The following is a 21,389-nucleotide window of genomic DNA, read 5'->3' as shown; positions in this document are numbered from 1 at the left end:
TAAAATGCTAAAATTAAGTAATTGATTATACATCGGTGTAAACCATGCGTAATATTGTTAGATTTGGCCATTTATCATCCAAAAAACAGATTCCATATTTATGAGAGTTATAGCCGAACTGCCACACCCTGAATGCAAGATCACCCTGTTCAATATGAACCAAAAATACATCATCAAATTTGAACAGGGAAGCCTGGAGCAAAGTTACAAATTGTCTGAGCTCGACCTGAGTGGAGGAGGCGTAAATGAAATATTTCAGATCCTCGACGAAGAGTTTATCGCTACCGTTGTAGAAAAATTCAAGGGCATGAGAACCGATTTTTCCGCCGCTTACAAGAGACAGCAGTATTAATTGAATTGAGATATATAAAACACTGTAATAAAGCATATAAATAACTCAATCAGAATTTTATTCTGCATTTAGACATAAAAAGCAATCCTGAAGGAGGGCTTAAAGAAATCAATAGTTTATCTCAATATATTTAGATATCAGAATATCAATAATTTAAATGTACACACAGAATTAAATTCCGAACTCTAAAAATGCCAAATATAATTCTGTTTTTACAATTATACCCTCCAGAGTTAAGAAGCTGAAGACAAAGCTAAACTACAAAAAAATCCACCTTAAACGGCTAAGAAGTACATCAATTTAAACATAAATACAAACATGGTGTTGTAAGACCACACCCTAACTCTATACATGAAAATCTACCTCCGTATTCTGCTAAGTGCCCTCCTCCTTCTGACGTTTTCTACCCATTCCTTCAGTCAAGATCTTCCTCCGCGCATCGACAAATTTTACTCCATGAGCGGCTTTGGATTTTCCTTCCCTATGGGATCAGCCAGTGATTTTATGCGACCAAAATTCTCTACCACCATTGGGGCCAACATTGGCCTCGGTCAGGGAAATGGTAAAGGCGGAATCTTCCTCTACCCTAAGTTCAGCCTCCACGTATTTGGCTATGATGATCTGGATACCGATCCCGAGTTTAATTACAAGCTTGATAAAGGCAGATCAACCACCTATTTACTCACTGTCGGACTTGGCTACAGAAGAATCATTGGAAAAGTGGCCTTCTACGGCTTCGTTAATGGTGGCGGAGGATTTATACTCACACCAAGGGTTGCAGTCGACCAGGCGACTAATACCGTCCTTCTTAACAACAAGACAAACCACATGGGAATCATAGAACCCGGAGCCGGTGTAGAATTCAATCTTGGAGGTGCAAACCTATTTCTGGAATCCAGCTTCATGCATGGCCTTGGAGATGTTGGAGGAAGACCATTTAACGCCGTTCCTTTGACGATCGGAATCAAGCCCAACCTCAGCAGGATGTTCAATAAGAAATAGCCTTAAACCTCTTCCATGTGCTGCACTTGCACTGCTGAAGGAGATTCATCTTCGAATTTTGGCAGGTTGAAGCGCAGCACTACACATTCCTCCTCCTTGCTTACCTTCAGCACCCCTTTGTTTTTGGCTACAAAGTCGCGGCAAAGGTGTAGTCCAAGTCCTACCCCACGCTCATTGGAAGTGCCATAAGAAGGTTCATGATGTTCCTTACTGACGAACCTGTCGATATTCATCACATCCGTCACAGGATTACAGATATCGATAAAGATATGATTGACACTGCCCCATATTCTGATCCGGATATAGTATCCCAGCGGTGTGAACTTAATTGCATTATCTATCAGGTTTCGCACGACCAGGTTGATCTGATTGAGGTCGGCATAAACATCCGAATCGTCATCCACCACCAGGTCAATCCTGATATCCTTTTTGTTGATCAGTGGCTGATACACCATAATCAGGTCCTCTACCATCGCCCTGATGTTAAACCTCGAAGGTGCAGTAGTAATCCCTTTCATCTGGCTCTGCGCCCAGTATAAGAGGTTATTCAGCGTATTGTGGATGTTATCAATATTCTTCCTGCTGTCATTCAGCAGCATCTTCACATCCTCGAAAGTCAGCAGATCCATATCATTCAGAGAAAACAGACTGATCAGGCTATTAAACGGACTTCTGAGGTCATGCGCTATAATCGAAAATATCCGTGTTTTATCCGCATTTGCTGCTTCGAGCGACTGCACCATTTTTTTCAGTGCACGTGTCCGCGACTCTACAATCCGCTCCAGACGCTCATTCTGGCTGCTGATCAGATACAAGTTCTCCTCCTGCACCCTCAGTTTGTCTCCATGTTCCTGCAGACGCAGCTTCTTCATCTCCTTCAACCTGTCGCCCAGAGCCAGCGAAAGCATCAGCAACTCAAAGATAAAGCCCAGCGGTACAAAATGCAGGAAGTTATCGTAATAGGGAATGATGCCTGCCAGACTCAGCACCAGTCCAATTGTACTGATACAGACAAAGGACCAGGAAACCACAAAATACATCGCAAGCTTATACCCTTTCAGGTAAGCCCAGAGTCCCAGTCCCCATAAACCGATGATCGTTACCGGCGAAAGCAGCTGTGAGATATCAGAACCCAGACTTTTATAGCCCAGCAGCGAAACAACACTGAGAAAAACCCAACCTGCCCCAAGCAGATAAAGCCATTTAGCAGCCCAGGGCAGCGTAACCTCCACAGTGAGGAACCTGTAGGAAAAAGCAATTCCCGCAAGAGAGCCTATGCCCAGAAAAACATGCGGATGCGTATTGATCCAATACCGTGCATCAGGACCCAGCAGATATGCGTAGCCAAGGAAATAACATACCAGGTAAGTCACCAGCGCCAGAATGCGTACACTGTAAAAAAGATAAGTCAGATCCCTGGATTTGATATACACTGAAACATTGAAAAGAAACAGCGCCAGCAGAATGCCAATCGTGATAGATTCAAACCTGTCAATGCGGTCGATTCCTGAGATCAGATGTTGTGAAAGCCCGATCTTGACCGGTGCCAGCAATATATTATTGCTTTTTAGACGAAGATAAACTACCTGTACCTGATCACCTTGTACATCTTCAGGTAAATTAAAAATATACTTACTCCCGGTGACCACACGAGGATCTATCGGCGCAATACTACCCGTATGGATATGCGCAAATTTGCCCGGTGTAGCTTCTGCATAGTAATCTATCTCCTCAATATTGGAGTTATCAATAACCAGATGCGCCGCATCCCCAACCGGATTGCTATAAGAGATTTTTATCCAGCAGGCGTCTTTGGAATTACCGAAATTTAAAACATCTGCTTTGGATTTGGAGAATTGATGATTCCGGTCTGCCGAGATGATCTCCTGCAATGTCAGCTTTCCCTGCTGATCCCTGAAGTATGTTACAGATTTTCCAAGGCTCTCATAAGGCAATTTTTTCCCAATCACTATCACTTCGCTCTGCGAGGTAAACGTAATCAGACATAAAAGGAAACCCAGTAGAAAGCGCATTAAATATTTGTATATGAAACAAATGTAATCAATTACAATAATAATGTCAGGGGTATTTTGGCCCTTATTTGAAGCTGTTTTCTAAACAAAAAGCCCGCCTGATTTACTCAGGCGGGCTTTAAAAGCAGTATTTTTTTAGAATACCGGATCTGCATCCATCTGGAAATCTTCATCCCTCAGATAGATCACCTCCGTACTCTTCTCATAGTTCGTAGATTTCTTGGAGAAGAAATCATGCTGAGTAGTTTCACCATTTAAGCCATTCAATACAATTGAGTTAATAGCTTTCACCTCAAATATCTCTTCAAAACCTAAGTTCATCATCGCCTTGTTGGCGTTATAACGGATATACTCCTTCACGTCAGCTGTAAGCCCTATTTCAGTATACAACTCATCAGTATACTTCAACTCATTTTCGTAAAGCTCCATCAACAGCTCTACCAGTTCAGCTTTGCTCTTTTCCGGATTCGGAAGTTTTTTGTAAACATCCTGCGCAAGAAGCCCTACGAATACCCCATGGATAGATTCGTCTGCCACGATCTTTTTGATGATATCAGCACTCGCCACCATCTGCCCCTGCCCTGATAACCACAGCGGCATAAAGAAGCCACTGTAGAAAAGGAAAGTCTCCAGCAGCACTGACGCTGCAAGACCCATGAAAAGCGTCTCATTGCTCACCTTATCTGCATCCAGCTTTCTGTAATATTTATCAATCGTAGCAGCCTTAAATTGCAGCAGCTTATTGTTCTCTACCCATTCAAACAGCTCATTGATCTCCGCTGTAGTTGCCACCGTAGTAAAGATCGTAGAGTAAGATTTGGCATGGATAGCCTCCATCATACACATGAAAGACAATACCGCCTTGTTCTGCAGACCGTCAATATGGTCCAGCAACTTCGGCATACCAGTATGGCTTTGCAGCGTATCCAGCAGCGTCAGCCCTCCCAATGCCCTCTTGTATGCTTCCTGGATTTCCGGAGCCAGAGTTTTCCAGATATCAATATCTTTTGAAGGTATATATTCTGTATCCACCCAGAACTGGCGTAAGTTCTGCTCCCAGAACATGCCGGCGTAATCATTCTCAGGTGTATTCCAGTTTACCGCTTTATAATTGCTCATCGTTTTTCTTAATTTATTGGTTTACACTGAACAAGACACACATTCATCAATTCCTGCTTTACGTGTACGGGTATAATACAGGGATTTTAATCCCATTTTATGCGCATAAATGTAGTACTTGGCAATATCACGCGTAGTATCTTTCGTATTCGTATGCAGGATCGTCGAAATCCCCTGGTCAACGTGTTTCTGAATCACTGAGATCAGGCGCAGAACATTCTTCTGGTCCATATCATAGGCCGATTTATAGAAGAAGTAATTATCGTTATCCAGGTATGGCATCGGGTAATATGTGGTACTGTCGCCGTACTCCCTTACCTCAATTACATCCACTACAGGCATTACAGAAGCCGTTGCGTTCATGATGTACGATGTAGATTGGTTTGGTGCGATAGCCAGCCTGTAAGCATGGAAAACACCATGTTCTTTCACATCATTCATCAGTTGCGTCCAGTCGGCCGCCGTAGGGATCTCCACACCTTCGAACAAGGCAGCGATTTTATCATTTACAGGAACGATGTCCTTAGTGATGTACTGGTTAAAGTAATTCCCGTTTGCATACTCAGAAGACTCAAATCCTACAAAAGTTTCTTTTCTCTCCCTGGCAATCTCCATAGAGCTCTGCAGTGAGTAGAAATTCACCATCATAAAGAACACATTACAGAAATCCAGCGCCTCTTTACTTTCATACATGATGAAGTTTTTGGCGAGGAAACCGTGCAGGTTCATGGCACCCAGACCAACGCTATGCAGCTCTTTGTTTGCTTTTTGTACCGAAGGCACCATTGCAATGTTGGTGATATCAGAAACGATAGTCAGCGAGCGCATTGCGGTTTTCACCGCTTCTTTGATCCTCTTGTTGTCCATTACCGTAGCAATGTTCAGTGACCCCAGGTTGCAGGAGATACCGTAACGGATTTTATCTTCAGTACCATAGATCTCGATATCAGAAACATCCGAAATCTGCATAATCTCGGTACACAGGTTAGAGAACTTCACATTACCAAGATCTTTTAATGCATGTCCCCTGTTTGCATTCCCTTTGAAGAACAGGTAAGGATATCCACTTTCCTTTTGTGTCTGCGCAATTTTCACCATCAGGTGTCTGGCATTCACTTTTTTCTTTTTCACTGCCGGATTGGTCACGAGCTCTTCGTACATCTCGTCCATATCCATTTCATCCAGGTATTTGCCGTATTGCTTTAATACCGTATGTGGATGGAACAGGTAGCAAGCTTCGTCCTTTTCGGCCAGTTCCATGAACTTATCAGGTACCACAACACCGATGGAGAGCGATTTGATCCTTACTTTCTCATCCACGTTGATCTTTTTACAATCCAGGAACTCCTCAATATCCGTATGGAATACGTTCAGGTATACCGCACCTGCTCCCGGACGCTGGCCCAGCTGGTTGGCATAGGAGAAAGTATCTTCCAGGATTTTCATGATTGGCAGCACACCACCTGCGCGGCCTTCAACATCCTTGATCGATTCACCTCTGGCGCGGATTTTCGACAGGTTGAAAGATACACCTCCTCCGATAGAAGAAAGTTTCATTGCCGAGTCAATTGCATAGCCGATACCGTTCAGGTTATCCCCGATCTCATCCAGAAAACATGATACCAGCTCACCTGAGCGTTTCTTACCTGAGTTAAGGAACGTTGGTGTTGCCGGCTGGTATTCCTGGTTGATCAGCATCTCTGCGTACTCCAGCGCCTGTTTTACATCGCCCCTGGCCAGGAACAATGATACCGCTACTACGCGGTCTTCATAACGCTCCAGGAATTTCTCCCCGCTGTCGTCCCTCAGTGCATAACTCTGGAAGAATTTGAATGCACTCATGAACGACTGGAACCTGAATTTCTTGGCGTACACCGAGTCATACACTTCCTGCATCTGCTCAAAAGTATACCACTGGTAGAAGTCGATATAATATTCCTGCTCAATCAGGTAGTCGATTTTTTCTTTCAGCGTATAAAAGAAAACCGTGTTTTTGTTTACAAAGTCAAGAAAGTACGAACGTACAGCTTCTTTATCTTTGTGAAGGCTAAATTCGTCGTCGTTTTTTACCATGATCTCGTTGTTCAACAAGATCCATTTTTTAGTTACCATATCTATCAGCCCTCTATATTGTCAATAAATTGTTGAATGTCTGCCATTGTGCCCGAGAGCTCAAACTGCATCAGCACCGGCAGGTTAAACTGTGCAGAGATCTTTGTTGCTGCCATTGCGTAGTTGGGACCCCAGTTTTTGTTGCCGCTTGAGGTGACCGACTTGATCATGCTGCTGTTCTCTTCAAGAAAACGCTGCGTTGAAAGCGGTACTTCCCCAAAGCCTGTGGTATAAGTGATCAGGTGCCCGGCAAACTCCGGCTGGAAAGAATCACCGATCTTCTGCACGCGCCAGTCGCGCTGCAGCTTTAACCGGTTCACAAAACGCTCTACGTTCCCCGTTTTACTGTCGTAATAAATCCAGGTCATTGGCTTCAGCTACTTTGAATGCTTAACTGGCCAGCAATGCCGATAATTCCTCTGGTTTGAAGCCAATCACGCGTTGCAGCTCCTGCTCCTGCTCTACCAGGATTACCGTAGGAACGGAACGTACTCTGAACTGCATCGCCAGCTCCGGCTGGTTGAATGGATTTATTGTTTCGTAGACAACACCTTTTCTGTCAAGGTATTCTGAAACCATGTTGCATGGATTGCAATCGTCTTTTTCGAATTTGATGATTCTTTTTGTGCTCATGTTAGAAGATTTAAAATGTGCCAAGCAGCGGTCTTGCCGACCTGTTTTGGCGGAGATCAAAAATGCAAATTCTGACGTGGAATGATTCTAAATGTTATCAACACCAGTGGAAAAGAAGCCCCGGATTGTGACAGATTGTTTACCTGCAGACACAAAAAAATAGTTATGCTTAAGTTCCCGCGTTTCGCAACCCACTCGAAAAAAGAATATTGAGTTAAAAACGCAGGCGCTCAAAAGTTGCCGAAGGATGTGGATAACTTGTTTTAATACTCGGTACTTTCCAGCCATCCGTTTGCCAGTACATCGGCAAGGTGCATGGTTTTTACAGAGAGATTATTTTTGTCGATATAGCCCTGCAAATGCATCAGGCAGGACAAGTCGGTCGAGATGATATAGTCGGCATCCTGATCCAGGGCATGGTTCACTTTCTGCTCCGCCATTGCCGATGAAATGGCATCAAACTTCACCGCAAAGGTACCGCCAAAACCACAGCACATATCCGTATCCTTCATTTCCAGCATCTCCAGTCCGTGAACCTTTTCCAGCAGCAGTCGCGGCTCCTCCCTGATCTTGCATTCGCGCAGACCGCTGCAGGAGTCGTGGTACACAGCCTTGCCTTCCAGCTCAGCGCCGAAGTAATCTTTCTTCAGCACGTTGATCAGGAAGTCTGAGAGTTCAAAGATATTGCCCTGCAGGGTCCTGCATTTGTTATGTACCATGGAGTTCGTAAATAAATCGTTATAGCCATTTTTCACCATTCCTACGCAGGAGGCAGAAGGCGCAACGATATAATCGGATCCGGAGAAGTCGTTCAGAAATTTATTTCCCGTTTCTTTGGCCTGCTCCCAGTACCCGGCATTGTAAGCCGGCTGACCGCAGCAGGTCTGACCAGGGTTATAGCTGACCTCACATCCTGCCTTTTCTAAAAGTTTGATGGTGCTGAATGCGGTTTCAGGATATAACTGATCGACAAAACAAGGGATAAATAAGTCTACTTTCATCTAATAATTTTTGTATTTAGTTGTTGGACGGCGCCGCCACCGTACCAGGCTCTACTTTGCGCAGCAGCACCAAAAATAGGAGTCCTATGACAAAAAACGAAGCCAGGGCAATCAGCGAGTTTTGCATGCTGCCCGTAAATTCTTCGATATAGCCAAAACTGAACATCCCGATCACCAATGCTACTTTCTCCGTCACATCGTAGAAACTGAAAAAGGACGTATGGTCCTGACTCTCCTGCGGTAAAAACTTGGAGTAGGTAGAGCGGGACAAAGATTGTATCCCTCCCATAATCAGGCCAACTGTTGCGGCGAGTGCATAAAACTGCATTTCTGTAGTGGTAAAATAGGCTCCGGCACAGCAGCCGATCCAGATGATCACAACGCCAATCAGTACTTTGACATTACCGAAATATCTGCGGGATAACCATGACATCAGCATGGCTCCCGGTATGGCGACAAACTGGAGCAGTAAGATCGTTGCAATCAGTTTGGAGGTGGGCAGATGCAGTTGTTTCTCACCAAAAATGGTGGCAACAAGCATGACGGTCTGCACCCCCATCGAGTAAAAGAAAAATGCCGTCAGAAATCGCTTAAGATAAGGCATATGCTGCAGTTGCCTCCATACTTTCTTTAACTCCGCAAAACCACCGGTAAGCCAGTTCGCTTTGGCTTTCTGCGGATCCGGCTTGCCATTGGGCAGGTTCCTGAAAGGGATCTGGGCGAACAGCATCCACCAGATTCCTACCAGCAGAAAGGAAAGACGTGATGCCTGGGCTTCGCCCGATAAACCAAAGATGCCGGGGAAAAATACAAATACAAAACAGATCAGCTGCAGGATGATACTTCCGATATATCCGTAAGCATATCCCTTGGCGCTTACGCTGTCCTGTGTTTCAAGGCTAGCGATCTCAGGCAGGTAGGCATTGTAAAATACGAGACTGCCCCAGTAACCTAAGGCGGCCAGCATAAACAGCACGATACTGATCTGCAGGGTATCAATTTCAAAAATGTAAAGCCCGCAGCAGGCCAGCGATCCGATATAGGTGAAGATCTGCATAAACAGCTTCTTGTTGCCCCTGGTATCTGCTATGGAGGACAGGATGGGCGACAATACTGCAATGACAAGAAAGGCAAAAGCCAGGGCATAGTTATAGAGTACAGAGTTGATAAATCTGAAACCCATAAAATTCACATAGTCAATCGTCTGATCGTTTTTATCTGAAGTAATTATGGTATAATATGCCGGAAATATCGTGGAGGTAATAACCAGGTTATAAGCCGAATTTGCCCAGTCGAAAAATGCCCATGAACGAATTAGCTTTTTGTCATTTTTAGGTTCCATTGATGCAGAAGAAATATGGGTTTAATTAACTTTCTCCAGTTTATATGTACCTGTTTTTTTCTCATTTACTTTAGGATTTCCTTTGTAACTGATCGTTGCCGAACCTGTGCTGTTGATCTTGAGTTCGTTTAGCACGTTGATCTTTAGCCTGGCTACCCCTTCGACATTGACATCAGAAAGACCTGTTACAAAATCAAAGGCGGTAAGGTCTACCGCACCCTTACTTTTCAGGGTGTAGACACTTGCCTGTCCGGATAGTGCCAGGTTTGCTGTACCATCTGTAGTGGTGCTCAGTTTTCCGGCATTCATCTGCATCATCAGCGACGTTGCACCGGATAAGTTCATTTCCAGCTCATTCACGTTGATGAGGGAAGAAGTATAGATATGGCCTGCGCCATCAGCTTTAAGTTTTTTGAGATCCCCGATACCGGCACTGATAATGATCGAGTCCTTACCGCAATACTGTTTGGCATCCAGTTTTAGTTCCAGCTCATGTCCGCTTACATTTACTTTTACGAGGTCTATGACCGCAGAGTCTGCCTGAACGTTTACTTTAAAGCTGCTGTCCTGACGCATCACCAGCCTGATAGGGCCGCTCAGCTTAATTTCATCAAAAGGTTTCACTGTAGTCTCTCTGGTAGAATGAATACCGAGATCTTCAACACATTTGGAGTTACATGCCGTAAAAAGTACGGGAAGAACTAATAAGTAGAGTAGGTTTGTTTTTCTCATATTTGAAGGAACATTAAATCAAAGATAATAGTTTTTGCCATCAGTTTTAATTTTACCTGCATCAAGCAGTTCGCGTATGCGGTTCAGCTTTTCCTGATCGCTACCCGTCTTTACTTCCTGAACTAGCTCATCCAGGGGCCTTAATCCGGTCTGCAGCAGGGTAGCGATTTCAAAATCTATTTTGTCGCTCAGCTCTGCCAGGTCCTCTGCTTTCTTCTCCGCCAGACAGACATCACAAACCCCACATTTATCGGCGTTGGGCTCATCAAAATAAGCCAGCAGTTGAATACTGCGGCATACCGGCGTGCCTGCATAAGCCAGGACGGCGCTGATCTGCTCCGCCTGGATCTTCCGGCGCAGTTCGATGTACTTTACATCGGTATCGAGGTGCAGCTGGTCTACCCGGGCCATCAGGTATTGTAGCTGTGGCTGGTCACTTTGCTGGAGGTATGAGAGCAGTCCCTGCTCCTGCAACGTACCCAGTTGCCGCACGACATCATTGAAAGAGATGCCCAGCCTTTTGGCGATGTCGCTCTCGCTGATGGGTGCAAAATGGTCGAACATCCCGCCATAGGATCTTAAAACTGTTTTGATCAGGGGATCGTAGCCTGAGTTTTCGATCTGAAAGCGATATACATCTTCATTGCCGGCGGTGAACATGAGCCTTGAGGGCAGGAATATATTTTCTGACAAAGTGAGATAGCCATCATGCTCCAGAAATTTAAGTGCGCCAATGGTTTTGATCACGCCGAGCTGATAACGCTTGCAGAAATCGGCGAGGTCGAAGCTGAAGCTGACACCCGCACCGGCACCGTAGGCGAGCTGAAAGTAGGAACCTAGGTAGTGATAGGTTTTCCTGATCTCCTCCACCGAAGGGAAACTATCAGTATACTTAGCTTTAAGGGCGATCTGATCAGATTGATTGGCGAGCAGCACGGCATAAGAACGGCGTCCGTCTCTCCCGGCACGTCCGGCCTCCTGATAGTAAGCCTCAAGGCTTTCCGGTAAATCCAAATGCACCACAAAACGCACATCGGGTTTGTCGATGCCCATACCAAATGCATTGGTGGCCACCATGACGCGGATCTTATTCTCCTTCCACCCGGCCTGCTTGCGGGAGCGCTCGTCTTTATCGAGTCCGGCGTGATAAAAATCTGCCGAAATATTATTCCTCTTCAAAAACAGGGCAACTTCAGAGGTTTCCCTCCTGTTACGTACGTACACCAATCCGCTGCCTTTCACATTATTGATGATCCCGATGAGTTTTTTGTACTTATCCTCGAGATCAAAAACGACATAACTTAAGTTTTTACGTGCAAAGCTCTGCACAAATACCTTTGGATCTTTAAGCTCGAGCTTCTCTTGTATATCTTGTCTGACGAAAGCGGTAGCAGTAGCGGTAAGTGCAATGAATGGCACATCGGGATGGATTTCTCTTAATGAGCTGATCTGAAGGTATGGGGGTCTGAAATCATATCCCCACTGGGAGATACAGTGTGCTTCATCGATGGCGATGAGGTTGACATTCATGTAGGAAATCCGTGTTCTCACGAGATCTGACAGGAGTCGTTCGGGGGATAAATACAGAAACTTGACAGGTCCATAGATGCAGTTGTCCAGCAGGATATCGATCTCGCGCTTGCCCATGCCCGCATAAATGGCCACGGCGTTGATGCCTTTGGCTTTGAGGTTCTCCACCTGGTCTTTCATAAGGGCAATCAATGGGGAAACTACAATACAGATGCCCTCCTTCGCCAATGCGGGCACCTGAAAACACAGGGATTTCCCGCCGCCGGTTGGCAGCAGCGCAAGGGTATCCTGCCCGTTCATGACGGAGCTGATGATATCTTCCTGCAAGGGTCTGAAGGAGCTGAAGCCCCAGTAATGTTTTAAGATCTCTGTTTCGTTCATATTATATGCCCTGCGCAATGACAAAACCACAAGCCCAGGCCCACTGGAAGTTATACCCCCCAAGCCAGCCGGTTATATCTACACACTCACCGCCAAAATAGAGTCCGGGAAGTTTTTTTGCTTCCAGGGTCTTTGACGACAGCTCTGCGGTGTCTATGCCGCCGCGCATCACTTCGGCCTTGTCATATCCCTTATCGCCCGCAGGTTTTACCTTAAACAAATGTATGGTAGAATGGATTGTTTCCATTTCAGATTTGGTCAGGGAAGCTACGGTCTTAGCCAGGGGCAGGAATTTGCCGAGGGCATCGGTAAATTTCTTGGGGTAGTATCTGTTCAGCAAGGTTGAGAGGAGGGTTTTCCCATTGGCGGCTCTCTCCTCTTCTATCAGCAGGGCTATCTCTTCATGGGGCAGCAGGTTAATATTGATGCTTTCGCCGGCACGCCAGTAAGAGGAGATCTGCAGCACTGCAGGTCCGCTGAGGCCCCAGTGTGTAAAGAGGATGTTTTCCTCAAAGGAGATTCTGTCATTGCTGATTTCTACAAATACAGAATTGCCGGAGAGCTGTGCATACCAGTCTTCATCTTTTCCGGTAATGGTAAGTGGCACGAGTGCAGGTGCGGTCTCCACAATGTTGAGTCCGTGTTTCCTTGCAAAACGCAGGGCGAAATCGCTGGCGCCCATCTTGGGAATCGGGAGTCCGCCGGTAGCGATGACTACCTTTGCTGCTTTCAAGGAATATGCTTTTCCTGCACGCTGATAAACGACGGTATAACTTTCATCGCCTTTGACGATATCAGTAACATCTGTATCGCATTTGATCTCCTGCCCAAGATCGTGACACAGCGCTGTAAACATATCTACAATAGCTTTAGCATTCTTGTCGGCAGGAAAGAGTTGTCCCAGGGTTTTTTCCCTGCCCTCAATACCATAAGTTTCAAAAAAACTGATGGTATCGGCAACTGTCCACTGTGTGAAAGCGGATTTAGTAAAATGTTTGTTCCCGGAAATGAACTGTTCATCACTGGCAAGCAAATTGGTATAATTGCATCTTCCTCCTCCTGAGATTAATATTTTGGCACCTGCTTTACTCGCTTTTTCGAGTATAACTACCTTCTTTCCAAGGTATCCGGCCTGCACCGCACACATCAATCCACAGGCCCCTGCACCAATTATTATAGCATCTGCATCCATCAAATCCGTTTATATTGTTATTTTTGTGCAAAATAAGCATAACTTTTTCATATCGATATGGCAAAACAAATAAGTGATTCAAAATTGGGGATCTTAGGCGGGGGACAATTAGGCAGAATGTTAATTCAGGAAGCTATTAATTATAACCTGACTACACTGGTTCTGGATCCTGATACTGACGCTCCCTGTAAACACATTGCGAATTACTTTGAGTGTGGTTCAATTACCGACTACGATACAGTTTATAAATTCGGTAAAAAAGCTGATGTAATTACAATTGAAATTGAAAAAGTTAACATTGAAGCGCTGGAACAACTGGAAAAAGAGGGCAAACTGGTATATCCGCAGTCGCGGGTGATCAGGCTGATCCAGGATAAGGGTGTTCAGAAACAGTTCTTCAAGGAAAATGATATTCCTACAGCTCCTTTCCAGCTGGCAAATACTAAAGAAGATATGCTAACTTCACATATTCCATTTCCTTATATGCTGAAACAGCGCAGGGATGGTTATGATGGCAAGGGCGTGATGAGGATCAACTCTGCGGCAGATCTTGAGGGTGCTTTTGAAAGTCACTGCCTGATTGAGGAGATCGTGGATTTTGAAAAAGAAATTGCGGTGATCGTTTCAAGGAACTCAAATGGTGAGGTGAAGACTTTCCCACTCGTAGAGATGGAGTTTAATGCAGAGGCTAACCTGGTAGAGTTCCTGATCTCTCCTTCTACCTATCCGGATCATATCCAGGAGCGTGCCGAGACGATCGCGAAAAATATTGCTGCTGCCCTGAACATCACGGGACTGCTTGCAGTGGAGATGTTTATTACGAGGAATGGTGAGATACTGGTAAATGAGCTGGCACCAAGACCGCATAACAGCGGGCACCAGTCGATCGAGGGTAATTATGTTTCACAGTTTGGTCAGCATCTTCGCTCGATCTTTAACTTGCCATTGGGCGATACGCGTTCGATCAGCAATGCAGTAATGATTAACCTGCTGGGTGAGAAAGGTCATGAAGGGGTGGCAAAATACCAGGGTATGGAGAAGATTCTGGCACTTGAGGGGGTCTACGTACATCTCTATGGCAAGAAATATACGAAGCCTTTCAGAAAAATGGGACACGTTACAATCGTTGACCAGAACCGTGAAGCGGCTATTGAAAAAGCAAACTATATCAAAGAAACACTAAAAGTAATATCTTAATGAGCGTGAAAGTAGGAATAATTATGGGCAGCAAGTCTGATTTACATATCATGAACGACGCGGCTGATATTTTAAAAGGATTTGGAGTAGAATTTGAAATGACGGTGGTATCTGCACACCGCACGCCAGAGAGAATGTTTACCTATGCTAAAGAAGCTGCTGGCAGAGGGATAAAAGTAATTATTGCTGGCGCAGGTGGCGCAGCGCATTTGCCGGGCATGGTAGCTTCAATTACAGTAGTTCCTGTTATTGGAGTTCCTGTAAAGTCATCCAATTCTATTGACGGATGGGATTCTATCTTGTCAATTTTGCAGATGCCAAATGGGATACCTGTAGCAACTGTTGCACTGAATGCAGCTAAGAATGCAGGGTTACTGGCGGTACAGATACTTTCTACAGCAGATTCATCACTTGCAGCTCAGATGCAGGAGTATAAAGATCAGCTGAGACAAGCTGTTGAAGAGTCAGCAGCTACGCTGGAGGGTTAATTATTCCGCTTCTTAATATTTAACTAGCAACTACGTTTAAAAAAACAAACTCCTTTATCGATGCTGTATGCTGCTGAAGAACAGCATAAGGCATCGATAAAGGAGTTTTGTTTTTTTTGAAAAGGTTATCCTATGCAGGGTGCTTAACCCATTCCAATACCTTTTCCTGCTTCAATTCCAATTCCAATCCGAGTACTATGACTAATTTAAGTTGGGGTTTTGCGGGAAATTACTGATGTGGGCGTATTTTGGACCCAGATGGATGATCACATCCTTCCATAACTGCTCCTCATCGGCAGAGAACAGCATATCAGAATCGTATTGATCTGACACAATCCAGGTATTCGCTTCGATTTCATCCTGCAGCTGCTGCTCTCCCCATCCGGAATAACCTACAAAGAATTTCAGCTCTTCATTAGACACTTCCCCCTGCCCGATCAGCGTTTTCAGTGTTTCAAAATTGCCGCCCCAGTAGATGCCCTTGCTGATTTCTTCACCATCAGTGATCCTGTCGGGACAACGGTGGATGAAATGAATCGTGTCCGTTGCTACGGGGCCACCATAGAATACCGGAAAGTTTTTGCCACCGAAATCTGCGATCAGATCATCCACCATCAGGAGGCTTGGATGGTTGACTACGAAGCCGAGGGTGCCGGTTTCACTGTGCTCCGTCAGTAAAACTACAGACCTTGCAAAATTAGGATCATTCAGAAATGGTTCAGAAATAAGCAGTTTCCCTGCTGAAGGTGCCAGTCGACTTATCATTCCGAAAATTACTGATAATTTTAAAAAAACTAAAACCTATTTTTGTCAGATGGAGCTGACTAAAGAAAGTATTCAAAATTTGAGACAAGATTACCGCTCTGCACAACTCGCAGAGGCGGATGTTGACCAAAACCCGGTAGCGCAGTTTGGGCATTGGTTTAAAGAGGCCCTGGAGGCACAATTGTATGAGCCAAATGTGATGACGCTGGCCACGGCGGATTTGTCGGGCAAGCCCACGGCACGTATATTATTGCTCAAAGGCTTTGACGACAATGGCTTTGTTTTTTACACTAACTATGCCAGCAACAAGGGACGCCAGCTGGAGGAGAATCCACAGGCAGCGATGGTATTCTTCTGGGCAGAACTGGAACGCCAGGTGCGCATTGAGGGGACGATCACCAAGGTGTCTGCTGAAGAATCTACTGCTTATTTTCACTCCCGCCCCAAGGGCAGCCAGATCGGCGCCAAGGCTTCTCCCCAAAGTGCAGTGATACCGGACCGCGAGGTGCTGGAAAACCGCGTAGAGGAGCTTACATCGGCCTATGCCGATAAGGAAGTTCCGCGTCCTGAGCACTGGGGAGGCTATATCCTGAAGCCCTCGCACATCGAGTTCTGGCAGGGACGCTCCAGCCGCCTGCACGACAGGATTACCTATACGCAGGAGAATGGCGTGTGGAACATCAACAGACTTGCACCATAGAAAGAGATATAAAATGAATACAATTGCAGTCATCGGTTCTGGAACGATGGGTAATGGCATTGCCCATACCTTCGCCCAGTTTGGCTATCAGGTGAACCTGGTGGATATATGCCAGGAAAGCCTGAACAAAGGATTAAACACTATTGCTAAAAATATTGACCGTCAGGTAGCTAAGGGTGTACTGACGGAAGAAGAAAAAACGGATATACTGGCACGCATCCATAGCTACACGGAGCTGAAGGACGGCGTTTCAATGGCAGATCTGGTGGTAGAGGCAGCTACAGAAAACCTGGAGCTCAAACTGAAGATCTTCCGTGAGCTGGACACCTACTGCAAGCCTTCGGCGATTCTGGCCAGCAATACCTCGTCCATTTCTATTACACAGATTGCCGCGGTAACCTGCAGGGGCCAAAAGGTGATCGGGATGCACTTCATGAACCCTGTACCGGTGATGAAACTGGTGGAGGTAATCCGCGGGTATGCGACATCAGATGAAACTACGGCAGATGTCATGGAGCTTTCGCGTAAACTGGGCAAGGAACCGGTAGAGGTGAATGATTATCCGGGCTTTATTGCCAACCGTATCCTGATGCCGATGATCAACGAGGCGATCTTCAGTTTATTTGAAGGGGTTGCCGGGGTTGCGGAGATCGATACGGTGATGAAGCTGGGGATGGCTCACCCGATGGGGCCACTGCAGCTGGCGGATTTCATCGGACTGGATGTCTGCCTGGCGATACTGAATGTGCTGCACAAAGGCTTTGGGAATCCGAAGTATGCGCCTTGCCCTCTGCTGGTAAATATGGTGATGGCGGGTAAAAAAGGCATAAAATCGGGTGAAGGGTTTTACGATTATTCCAATGGCAGCAAAGATGCCCTCCCGGCAGCAAAGTTTTTATCTTAACTTTACATCATGAACGAAAACCTTGATCCTTCTTCAGAAAGCCTGAGCCCTGCAGAAAGGGATATAGAGAAAGTCTTGCGTCCACAGGCATTTGAGGATTTTACAGGTCAGGAAAAGATCATGGAAAACCTGAAGATCTTTGTGAAGGCCGCAAAACTGCGTGGCGAACCTTTAGATCATGTGCTGCTTCATGGCCCCCCGGGATTGGGTAAAACTACGCTCTCCTACATCGTGGCCAACGAAATGGGTGTAGGTATTAAAGTTACTTCCGGTCCTGTGCTGGATAAACCCGGAGATCTGGCAGGATTGCTGACAGGTCTGGAAACGGGAGATATCCTTTTTATTGATGAGATACACCGTTTGAGTCCGCTGGTAGAAGAATATCTGTATTCTGCCATGGAGGACTTCAAAATAGATATCATGCTGGAGAGTGGCCCCAATGCCCGCTCCGTGCAGATTACGTTAAATCCTTTTACACTGGTTGGCGCTACTACGCGCTCAGGATTACTGACTGCTCCCTTGCGTGCCAGGTTTGGTATTAACTCGCGTCTGGCTTACTATGATGCGAAACTGCTGACGACGATCGTGCTGCGATCCTCACAGATCCTGAAAACGCCGATTACGGAAGAAGGGGCCTATGAGATTGCCCGCCGAAGCCGCGGTACGCCGAGGATTGCGAATGCCCTGCTGCGACGTACACGTGATTTCGCGCAGATCAAAGGCAATGGAACGATTGATACGGCAATTGCAAAGTATGCGCTTACGGCATTGAATGTAGATGAGCACGGACTGGATGAGATGGACAATAAGATTCTATTGACGATCATCGACAAGTTTAAGGGTGGTCCTGTAGGTCTTAAAACGATTGCCACGGCAGTGGGCGAAGATGAAGGTACCATTGAAGAGGTGTATGAGCCTTTCCTGATCCAGGAGGGTTATATGATGCGTACTTCACGTGGTAGAGAAGTGACGGAAGCGGCCTACAAACATTTGGGCAGGTCCTTTGCGGCACAGTCAGGACGTCTTTTTTAGCGCTTTCAGACATCCGGGCACGATCTCTGCACCATCCATAAAAAAATAACGCTTACAATGAATATTGAAACAAGAAAACTAACTCTTGAGGATTACGCCGACCTGAAAGAGTCGATGGAACAGGCTTACGATACGCTGGGGGGACAAATATGGAGCAGGCAAACGATCGCTAAGCTACTGAAGCTTTTTCCCGAAGGTCAGTTGTGTATTGCTGTTGATGATAAGGTGGTAGCCTGCTCGCTGTCTATAATAGTAGATTATGATGAGTATGGTGATAAACATACTTATGAAATGATCACCGGAAAATATACTTTTTCTACACATGATGCTAATGGTGATACGCTGTACGGGATCGAGATCTTTGTTTCACCGGAATACCGCGGACTGCGTCTGGGCCGCAGGTTATACGAAGCAAGGAAAGAGCTTTGCGAGAGTCTGAACTTAAAAAGTATCATCGCAGGTGGTCGCATCCCGGGATACCATTCGCATGCAGAAACACTGAGTCCGCGTCAATATATTGACAAAGTGAAAGCCAAAGAGCTTTATGACCCTACGCTAACCTTCCAGATTTCCAATGATTTCCACGTACGTAAAGTATTAAAAAACTACCTGCCGGGAGATCACGAATCTAAGGAATTTGCTACCCTGATCGAATGGAACAACATTTACTACCAGGGAGTGGATGCCTCGGCACGCTCAGCAAAGACCATCCGCATTGGATTGGTGCAATGGCAGATGCGATTGTTCCCGGATATGGAGGCTTTTTATGAGCAGGTAGAATTTTTCGTAGATGCAGTGAGTGGCTATAAGTCGGACTTCCTGATGTTCCCGGAATTGTTCAACACACCTCTGCTTCAACCCTATAATCACCTGCCTGAAATGGAGGCGATGCGCAAGCTTGCCGAACTGACTGCAGAAATTGTAGAGAAGATCCAGGAATATGCTGTTTCTTACAATGTGAATATCATATCAGGCAGTATGCCGATCCTGGAAAACAATAAATTGTACAATGCTACCTATCTGTGCCACAGGAGCGGAAAAACTGAAGAATACAGAAAGATACATATTACGCCGAATGAGCAGAAATACTACGGTATGGTGGGTGGCGATAAACTTAAGGTATTTGATACCGACTGCGGTAAAATCGGAATCCTGATCTGCTATGACGTGGAGTTTCCTGAGCTGAGCAGGCTTTATGCCGATCAGGGGATGCAGATTCTCTTTGTGCCTTTCTTAACGGATACACAAAATGGATATACACGCGTGCGCAGATGTGCACAGGCACGTGCGATAGAGAACGAATGTTATGTGGCAATTGCCGGATGTGTGGGTAACCTGCCTAAGGTAAACAACATGGATATCCAATTCGCACAGTCGGCCGTTTTCACGCCTTCCGACTTTGCCTTCCCTACCAATGCAGTAAAGGCAGAGACTACGCCAAATACAGAAATGATGCTGGTGGTGGATGTTGACTTGCACCTGCTGGATGAGCTGCACCATTTTGGTACGGTAAAGATCCTGAAGGACCGACGGAGAGATTTATACCAGGTAAAACTATTGAAATAAAAAAAAGCCAGCTAAAGCTGGCTTTTTTGTTTCTTGATCATTATTAGTTTGTTGATGGTCGGTCTTTGAAGAATATCCAGTACAATATGGCAAGGATAATAATCAGGATCGGAATGATCCATTTCATTGTTGGTCCGGCACCTTTGTCATTGTCTTCATTTACAGCCTGGGGCGAGGGCCCCGGGTCCTGTTCATGCTTTGCATAATCATGTTCTACCGGTTTTGCGTTCCCATCAGGGTTTTCCGAGTGTTTGGGATCTGTATTTTCCATAAAATTTAGATTGTGGTTACATTCAGATAACAAAACTATCCGCAAAAGGTTTTCAAACGAAAGCTTACCTTTGCAGCTAAGATGTACAACAATGCCGCAAAATACAGCCAGCTGATCAAAGACGAAGCACTTCGCCTGGGTTTTATGCAATGCGGTATTGCCAAAGCAGATTTCCTGGAAGAAGAGGCGCCCCGACTGGAGAAATGGCTCAAAAACAGTCACCACGGTCAGATGGCTTATATGGAGAACCATTTTGACAAACGCCTGGATCCCCGGCTGCTGGTAGACGACGCCAAATCGGTCATCTCGCTCACGCTCAACTATTTTCCTGCAGAGCAGCAGGCCGATCCCAATGCACCAAAGATCTCCAAATACGCATATGGTGCAGATTACCATACAGTGATCAAGGACAAACTTTTCCAGTTACTCAATTTCATCAATGAGCATATTGGTGAAGTGAGCGGCAGGGCCTTTGTAGATTCGGCGCCGGTGCTGGACCGTGCCTGGGCGAAACGTGCGGGCATTGGATGGGTAGGAAAAAACAGCAATATCATCAGTAAAAAAAGCGGCTCTTTTTTTTTCCTGGCAGAGCTGATCATCGATCTGGACCTGAGTTATGACGAACCTTTCGCCACCGACCATTGTGGTACCTGTACGAAGTGCATCGATGCATGCCCCACGGATGCCATTCTATCTCCATTTATTATTGATGCAAACAAGTGTATCTCTTATCTCACCATTGAACTACGGGAGGAGATCCCCAAAAGTTTTGACCAGAAGATGGACAACTGGATGTTTGGCTGTGATATTTGCCAGGATGTATGTCCCTGGAACAGGTTTTCTGCCCCGCATACGGAACCAGCTTTCCAGCCTAATGAAAATCTGCTGCAAATGAAAAGGGAAGACTGGCTGGATATTACTGAGGAGGTGTTCTCAAAGATATTTAAGAACTCAGCCGTGAAACGTACAAAATTTAAAGGGCTGACCCGGAATATTGATTTTATCAAACAGCTTCCGGGTCAACCAGGAGAATAAGG

The 21,389-nt window shown here is 45.7% G+C and carries 21 protein-coding genes; 9 read left to right on the top strand and 12 right to left on the bottom strand.

The window, feature by feature from the left end; genetic code table 11:
- The first annotated feature begins 100 nt into the window (after nt 1–100).
- Nucleotides 101–352 (top strand): hypothetical protein, encoded by a 252-nt coding sequence (locus OQY15_RS16420; RefSeq protein WP_265792962.1) that lies wholly within the window; start codon nt 101–103, stop codon nt 350–352.
- 351 nt (nt 353–703) lie between these two features.
- Nucleotides 704–1,354 (top strand): hypothetical protein, encoded by a 651-nt coding sequence (locus tag OQY15_RS16415; RefSeq protein ID WP_265792961.1) that lies wholly within the window; start codon nt 704–706, stop codon nt 1,352–1,354.
- A 2-nt stretch (nt 1,355–1,356) separates the two neighbouring features.
- Here the strand turns inward: OQY15_RS16415 and OQY15_RS16410 are convergent, their stop codons facing one another.
- The 10 genes from OQY15_RS16410 to OQY15_RS16365 form a co-directional block, all read right to left on the bottom strand.
- Complete coding sequence (locus OQY15_RS16410; protein WP_265792960.1) at nt 1,357–3,387, bottom strand: sensor histidine kinase; 2,031 nt, start codon at nt 3,385–3,387, stop codon at nt 1,357–1,359.
- 135 nt (nt 3,388–3,522) lie between these two features.
- Nucleotides 3,523–4,506, bottom strand: coding sequence for a class 1b ribonucleoside-diphosphate reductase subunit beta (nrdF, locus tag OQY15_RS16405; RefSeq protein WP_265792959.1), 984 nt, complete (start codon nt 4,504–4,506; stop codon nt 3,523–3,525).
- Nucleotides 4,507–4,527: 21 nt separating this feature from the next.
- The gene (nrdE, locus tag OQY15_RS16400; RefSeq protein ID WP_265792958.1) at nt 4,528–6,618 is read right to left on the bottom strand and encodes a class 1b ribonucleoside-diphosphate reductase subunit alpha; all 2,091 of its coding nucleotides are present in this window, start codon (nt 6,616–6,618) and stop codon (nt 4,528–4,530) included.
- Nucleotides 6,619–6,623: 5 nt separating this feature from the next.
- Nucleotides 6,624–6,986 carry a class Ib ribonucleoside-diphosphate reductase assembly flavoprotein NrdI gene (gene nrdI / locus OQY15_RS16395; RefSeq protein ID WP_265792957.1) on the bottom strand — a complete coding sequence of 121 codons (363 nt, stop codon included), beginning with the start codon at nt 6,984–6,986 and terminating at the stop codon, nt 6,624–6,626.
- A 22-nt stretch (nt 6,987–7,008) separates the two neighbouring features.
- The gene (locus tag OQY15_RS16390) at nt 7,009–7,251 is read right to left on the bottom strand and encodes a thioredoxin family protein (protein ID WP_265792956.1); all 243 of its coding nucleotides are present in this window, start codon (nt 7,249–7,251) and stop codon (nt 7,009–7,011) included.
- A gap of 263 nt (nt 7,252–7,514) precedes the next feature.
- Nucleotides 7,515–8,252, bottom strand: coding sequence for a (Fe-S)-binding protein (locus OQY15_RS16385; RefSeq protein ID WP_265792955.1), 738 nt, complete (start codon nt 8,250–8,252; stop codon nt 7,515–7,517).
- Nucleotides 8,253–8,268: 16 nt separating this feature from the next.
- Nucleotides 8,269–9,594, bottom strand: coding sequence for an MFS transporter (locus OQY15_RS16380; RefSeq protein WP_265792953.1), 1,326 nt, complete (start codon nt 9,592–9,594; stop codon nt 8,269–8,271).
- A gap of 21 nt (nt 9,595–9,615) precedes the next feature.
- Entirely contained in the window at nt 9,616–10,326 is a 711-nt protein-coding gene (locus OQY15_RS16375; RefSeq protein ID WP_265792952.1) for a head GIN domain-containing protein, read from the bottom strand.
- Between the two features lie 18 nt (nt 10,327–10,344).
- Complete coding sequence (locus OQY15_RS16370) at nt 10,345–12,237, bottom strand: ATP-dependent DNA helicase RecQ (protein WP_265792951.1); 1,893 nt, start codon at nt 12,235–12,237, stop codon at nt 10,345–10,347.
- 1 nt (nt 12,238) lies between these two features.
- A complete protein-coding gene (locus OQY15_RS16365) occupies nt 12,239–13,429 on the bottom strand; it encodes an aminoacetone oxidase family FAD-binding enzyme (RefSeq protein ID WP_265792950.1) in 1,191 nt (396 codons plus the stop codon).
- Nucleotides 13,430–13,486: 57 nt separating this feature from the next.
- Between OQY15_RS16365 and OQY15_RS16360 the strand changes: the two genes are divergently transcribed.
- Entirely contained in the window at nt 13,487–14,626 is a 1,140-nt protein-coding gene (locus OQY15_RS16360) for a 5-(carboxyamino)imidazole ribonucleotide synthase (RefSeq protein WP_265792949.1), read from the top strand.
- Nucleotides 14,626–15,114 (top strand): 5-(carboxyamino)imidazole ribonucleotide mutase, encoded by a 489-nt coding sequence (purE, locus tag OQY15_RS16355; protein ID WP_265792947.1) that lies wholly within the window; start codon nt 14,626–14,628, stop codon nt 15,112–15,114. The genes OQY15_RS16360 and purE overlap by 1 nt, the downstream gene beginning before the upstream one ends.
- A gap of 201 nt (nt 15,115–15,315) precedes the next feature.
- On the opposite strand, the gene OQY15_RS16350 is transcribed toward purE, so the two are convergent.
- Nucleotides 15,316–15,879 carry a YqgE/AlgH family protein gene (locus OQY15_RS16350; protein ID WP_265792946.1) on the bottom strand — a complete coding sequence of 188 codons (564 nt, stop codon included), beginning with the start codon at nt 15,877–15,879 and terminating at the stop codon, nt 15,316–15,318.
- A gap of 49 nt (nt 15,880–15,928) precedes the next feature.
- Here OQY15_RS16350 and pdxH point away from each other — a divergent pair, with 49 nt between their 5' ends.
- From pdxH to OQY15_RS16330, 4 genes are read left to right on the top strand one after another with little or no spacing between them, the layout of a single operon-like run.
- Nucleotides 15,929–16,579, top strand: coding sequence for a pyridoxamine 5'-phosphate oxidase (gene pdxH, locus OQY15_RS16345; protein WP_265792944.1), 651 nt, complete (start codon nt 15,929–15,931; stop codon nt 16,577–16,579).
- A gap of 13 nt (nt 16,580–16,592) precedes the next feature.
- Nucleotides 16,593–17,483 carry a 3-hydroxybutyryl-CoA dehydrogenase gene (locus OQY15_RS16340; RefSeq protein ID WP_265792943.1) on the top strand — a complete coding sequence of 297 codons (891 nt, stop codon included), beginning with the start codon at nt 16,593–16,595 and terminating at the stop codon, nt 17,481–17,483.
- Between the two features lie 9 nt (nt 17,484–17,492).
- Nucleotides 17,493–18,515 (top strand): Holliday junction branch migration DNA helicase RuvB, encoded by a 1,023-nt coding sequence (gene ruvB / locus OQY15_RS16335; RefSeq protein WP_265792942.1) that lies wholly within the window; start codon nt 17,493–17,495, stop codon nt 18,513–18,515.
- Between the two features lie 57 nt (nt 18,516–18,572).
- On the top strand, nt 18,573–20,081 hold the full coding sequence (locus tag OQY15_RS16330; protein ID WP_265792941.1) for a bifunctional GNAT family N-acetyltransferase/carbon-nitrogen hydrolase family protein: 1,509 nt from the start codon (nt 18,573–18,575) through the stop codon (nt 20,079–20,081).
- Nucleotides 20,082–20,124: 43 nt separating this feature from the next.
- Here OQY15_RS16330 and OQY15_RS16325 read toward each other — a convergent pair whose 3' ends face one another.
- Entirely contained in the window at nt 20,125–20,352 is a 228-nt protein-coding gene (locus tag OQY15_RS16325) for a hypothetical protein (RefSeq protein ID WP_265792940.1), read from the bottom strand.
- Nucleotides 20,353–20,433: 81 nt separating this feature from the next.
- On the opposite strand from OQY15_RS16325, the gene queG reads away from it, so the two are divergent.
- Nucleotides 20,434–21,387: a tRNA epoxyqueuosine(34) reductase QueG gene (queG, locus tag OQY15_RS16320; protein WP_265792939.1), complete on the top strand. Its 954-nt coding sequence runs from the start codon at nt 20,434–20,436 to the stop codon at nt 21,385–21,387.
- Nucleotides 21,388–21,389: the final 2 nt, after the last annotated feature.

It is taken from the genome of Pedobacter sp. MC2016-15 (assembly GCF_026239695.1).
In the GTDB taxonomy this organism is placed as follows: Bacteria; Bacteroidota; Bacteroidia; order Sphingobacteriales; family Sphingobacteriaceae; genus Pedobacter.
The sequence above is the reverse complement of the archived record's forward strand: the minus strand, read 5'-3'. Positions and strand labels throughout refer to the sequence as shown.

Bases quoted from the DNA above. Each gene is read 5' to 3' on its own strand.
- OQY15_RS16420 (WP_265792962.1), top strand. From the start codon at position 101: ATGAGAGTTATAGCCGAACTGCCACACCCTGAATGCAAGATCACCCTG.
- OQY15_RS16415 (WP_265792961.1), top strand. From the start codon at position 704: ATGAAAATCTACCTCCGTATTCTGCTAAGTGCCCTCCTCCTTCTGACG.
- OQY15_RS16410 (WP_265792960.1), bottom strand. From the start codon at position 3,387: ATGCGCTTTCTACTGGGTTTCCTTTTATGTCTGATTACGTTTACCTCG.
- nrdF (WP_265792959.1), bottom strand. From the start codon at position 4,506: ATGAGCAATTATAAAGCGGTAAACTGGAATACACCTGAGAATGATTAC.
- nrdE (WP_265792958.1), bottom strand. From the start codon at position 6,618: ATGGTAACTAAAAAATGGATCTTGTTGAACAACGAGATCATGGTAAAA.
- nrdI (WP_265792957.1), bottom strand. From the start codon at position 6,986: ATGACCTGGATTTATTACGACAGTAAAACGGGGAACGTAGAGCGTTTT.
- OQY15_RS16390 (WP_265792956.1), bottom strand. From the start codon at position 7,251: ATGAGCACAAAAAGAATCATCAAATTCGAAAAAGACGATTGCAATCCA.
- OQY15_RS16385 (WP_265792955.1), bottom strand. From the start codon at position 8,252: ATGAAAGTAGACTTATTTATCCCTTGTTTTGTCGATCAGTTATATCCT.
- OQY15_RS16380 (WP_265792953.1), bottom strand. From the start codon at position 9,594: ATGGAACCTAAAAATGACAAAAAGCTAATTCGTTCATGGGCATTTTTC.
- OQY15_RS16375 (WP_265792952.1), bottom strand. From the start codon at position 10,326: ATGAGAAAAACAAACCTACTCTACTTATTAGTTCTTCCCGTACTTTTT.
- OQY15_RS16370 (WP_265792951.1), bottom strand. From the start codon at position 12,237: ATGAACGAAACAGAGATCTTAAAACATTACTGGGGCTTCAGCTCCTTC.
- OQY15_RS16365 (WP_265792950.1), bottom strand. From the start codon at position 13,429: ATGGATGCAGATGCTATAATAATTGGTGCAGGGGCCTGTGGATTGATG.
- OQY15_RS16360 (WP_265792949.1), top strand. From the start codon at position 13,487: ATGGCAAAACAAATAAGTGATTCAAAATTGGGGATCTTAGGCGGGGGA.
- purE (WP_265792947.1), top strand. From the start codon at position 14,626: ATGAGCGTGAAAGTAGGAATAATTATGGGCAGCAAGTCTGATTTACAT.
- OQY15_RS16350 (WP_265792946.1), bottom strand. From the start codon at position 15,879: ATGATAAGTCGACTGGCACCTTCAGCAGGGAAACTGCTTATTTCTGAA.
- pdxH (WP_265792944.1), top strand. From the start codon at position 15,929: ATGGAGCTGACTAAAGAAAGTATTCAAAATTTGAGACAAGATTACCGC.
- OQY15_RS16340 (WP_265792943.1), top strand. From the start codon at position 16,593: ATGAATACAATTGCAGTCATCGGTTCTGGAACGATGGGTAATGGCATT.
- ruvB (WP_265792942.1), top strand. From the start codon at position 17,493: ATGAACGAAAACCTTGATCCTTCTTCAGAAAGCCTGAGCCCTGCAGAA.
- OQY15_RS16330 (WP_265792941.1), top strand. From the start codon at position 18,573: ATGAATATTGAAACAAGAAAACTAACTCTTGAGGATTACGCCGACCTG.
- OQY15_RS16325 (WP_265792940.1), bottom strand. From the start codon at position 20,352: ATGGAAAATACAGATCCCAAACACTCGGAAAACCCTGATGGGAACGCA.
- queG (WP_265792939.1), top strand. From the start codon at position 20,434: ATGTACAACAATGCCGCAAAATACAGCCAGCTGATCAAAGACGAAGCA.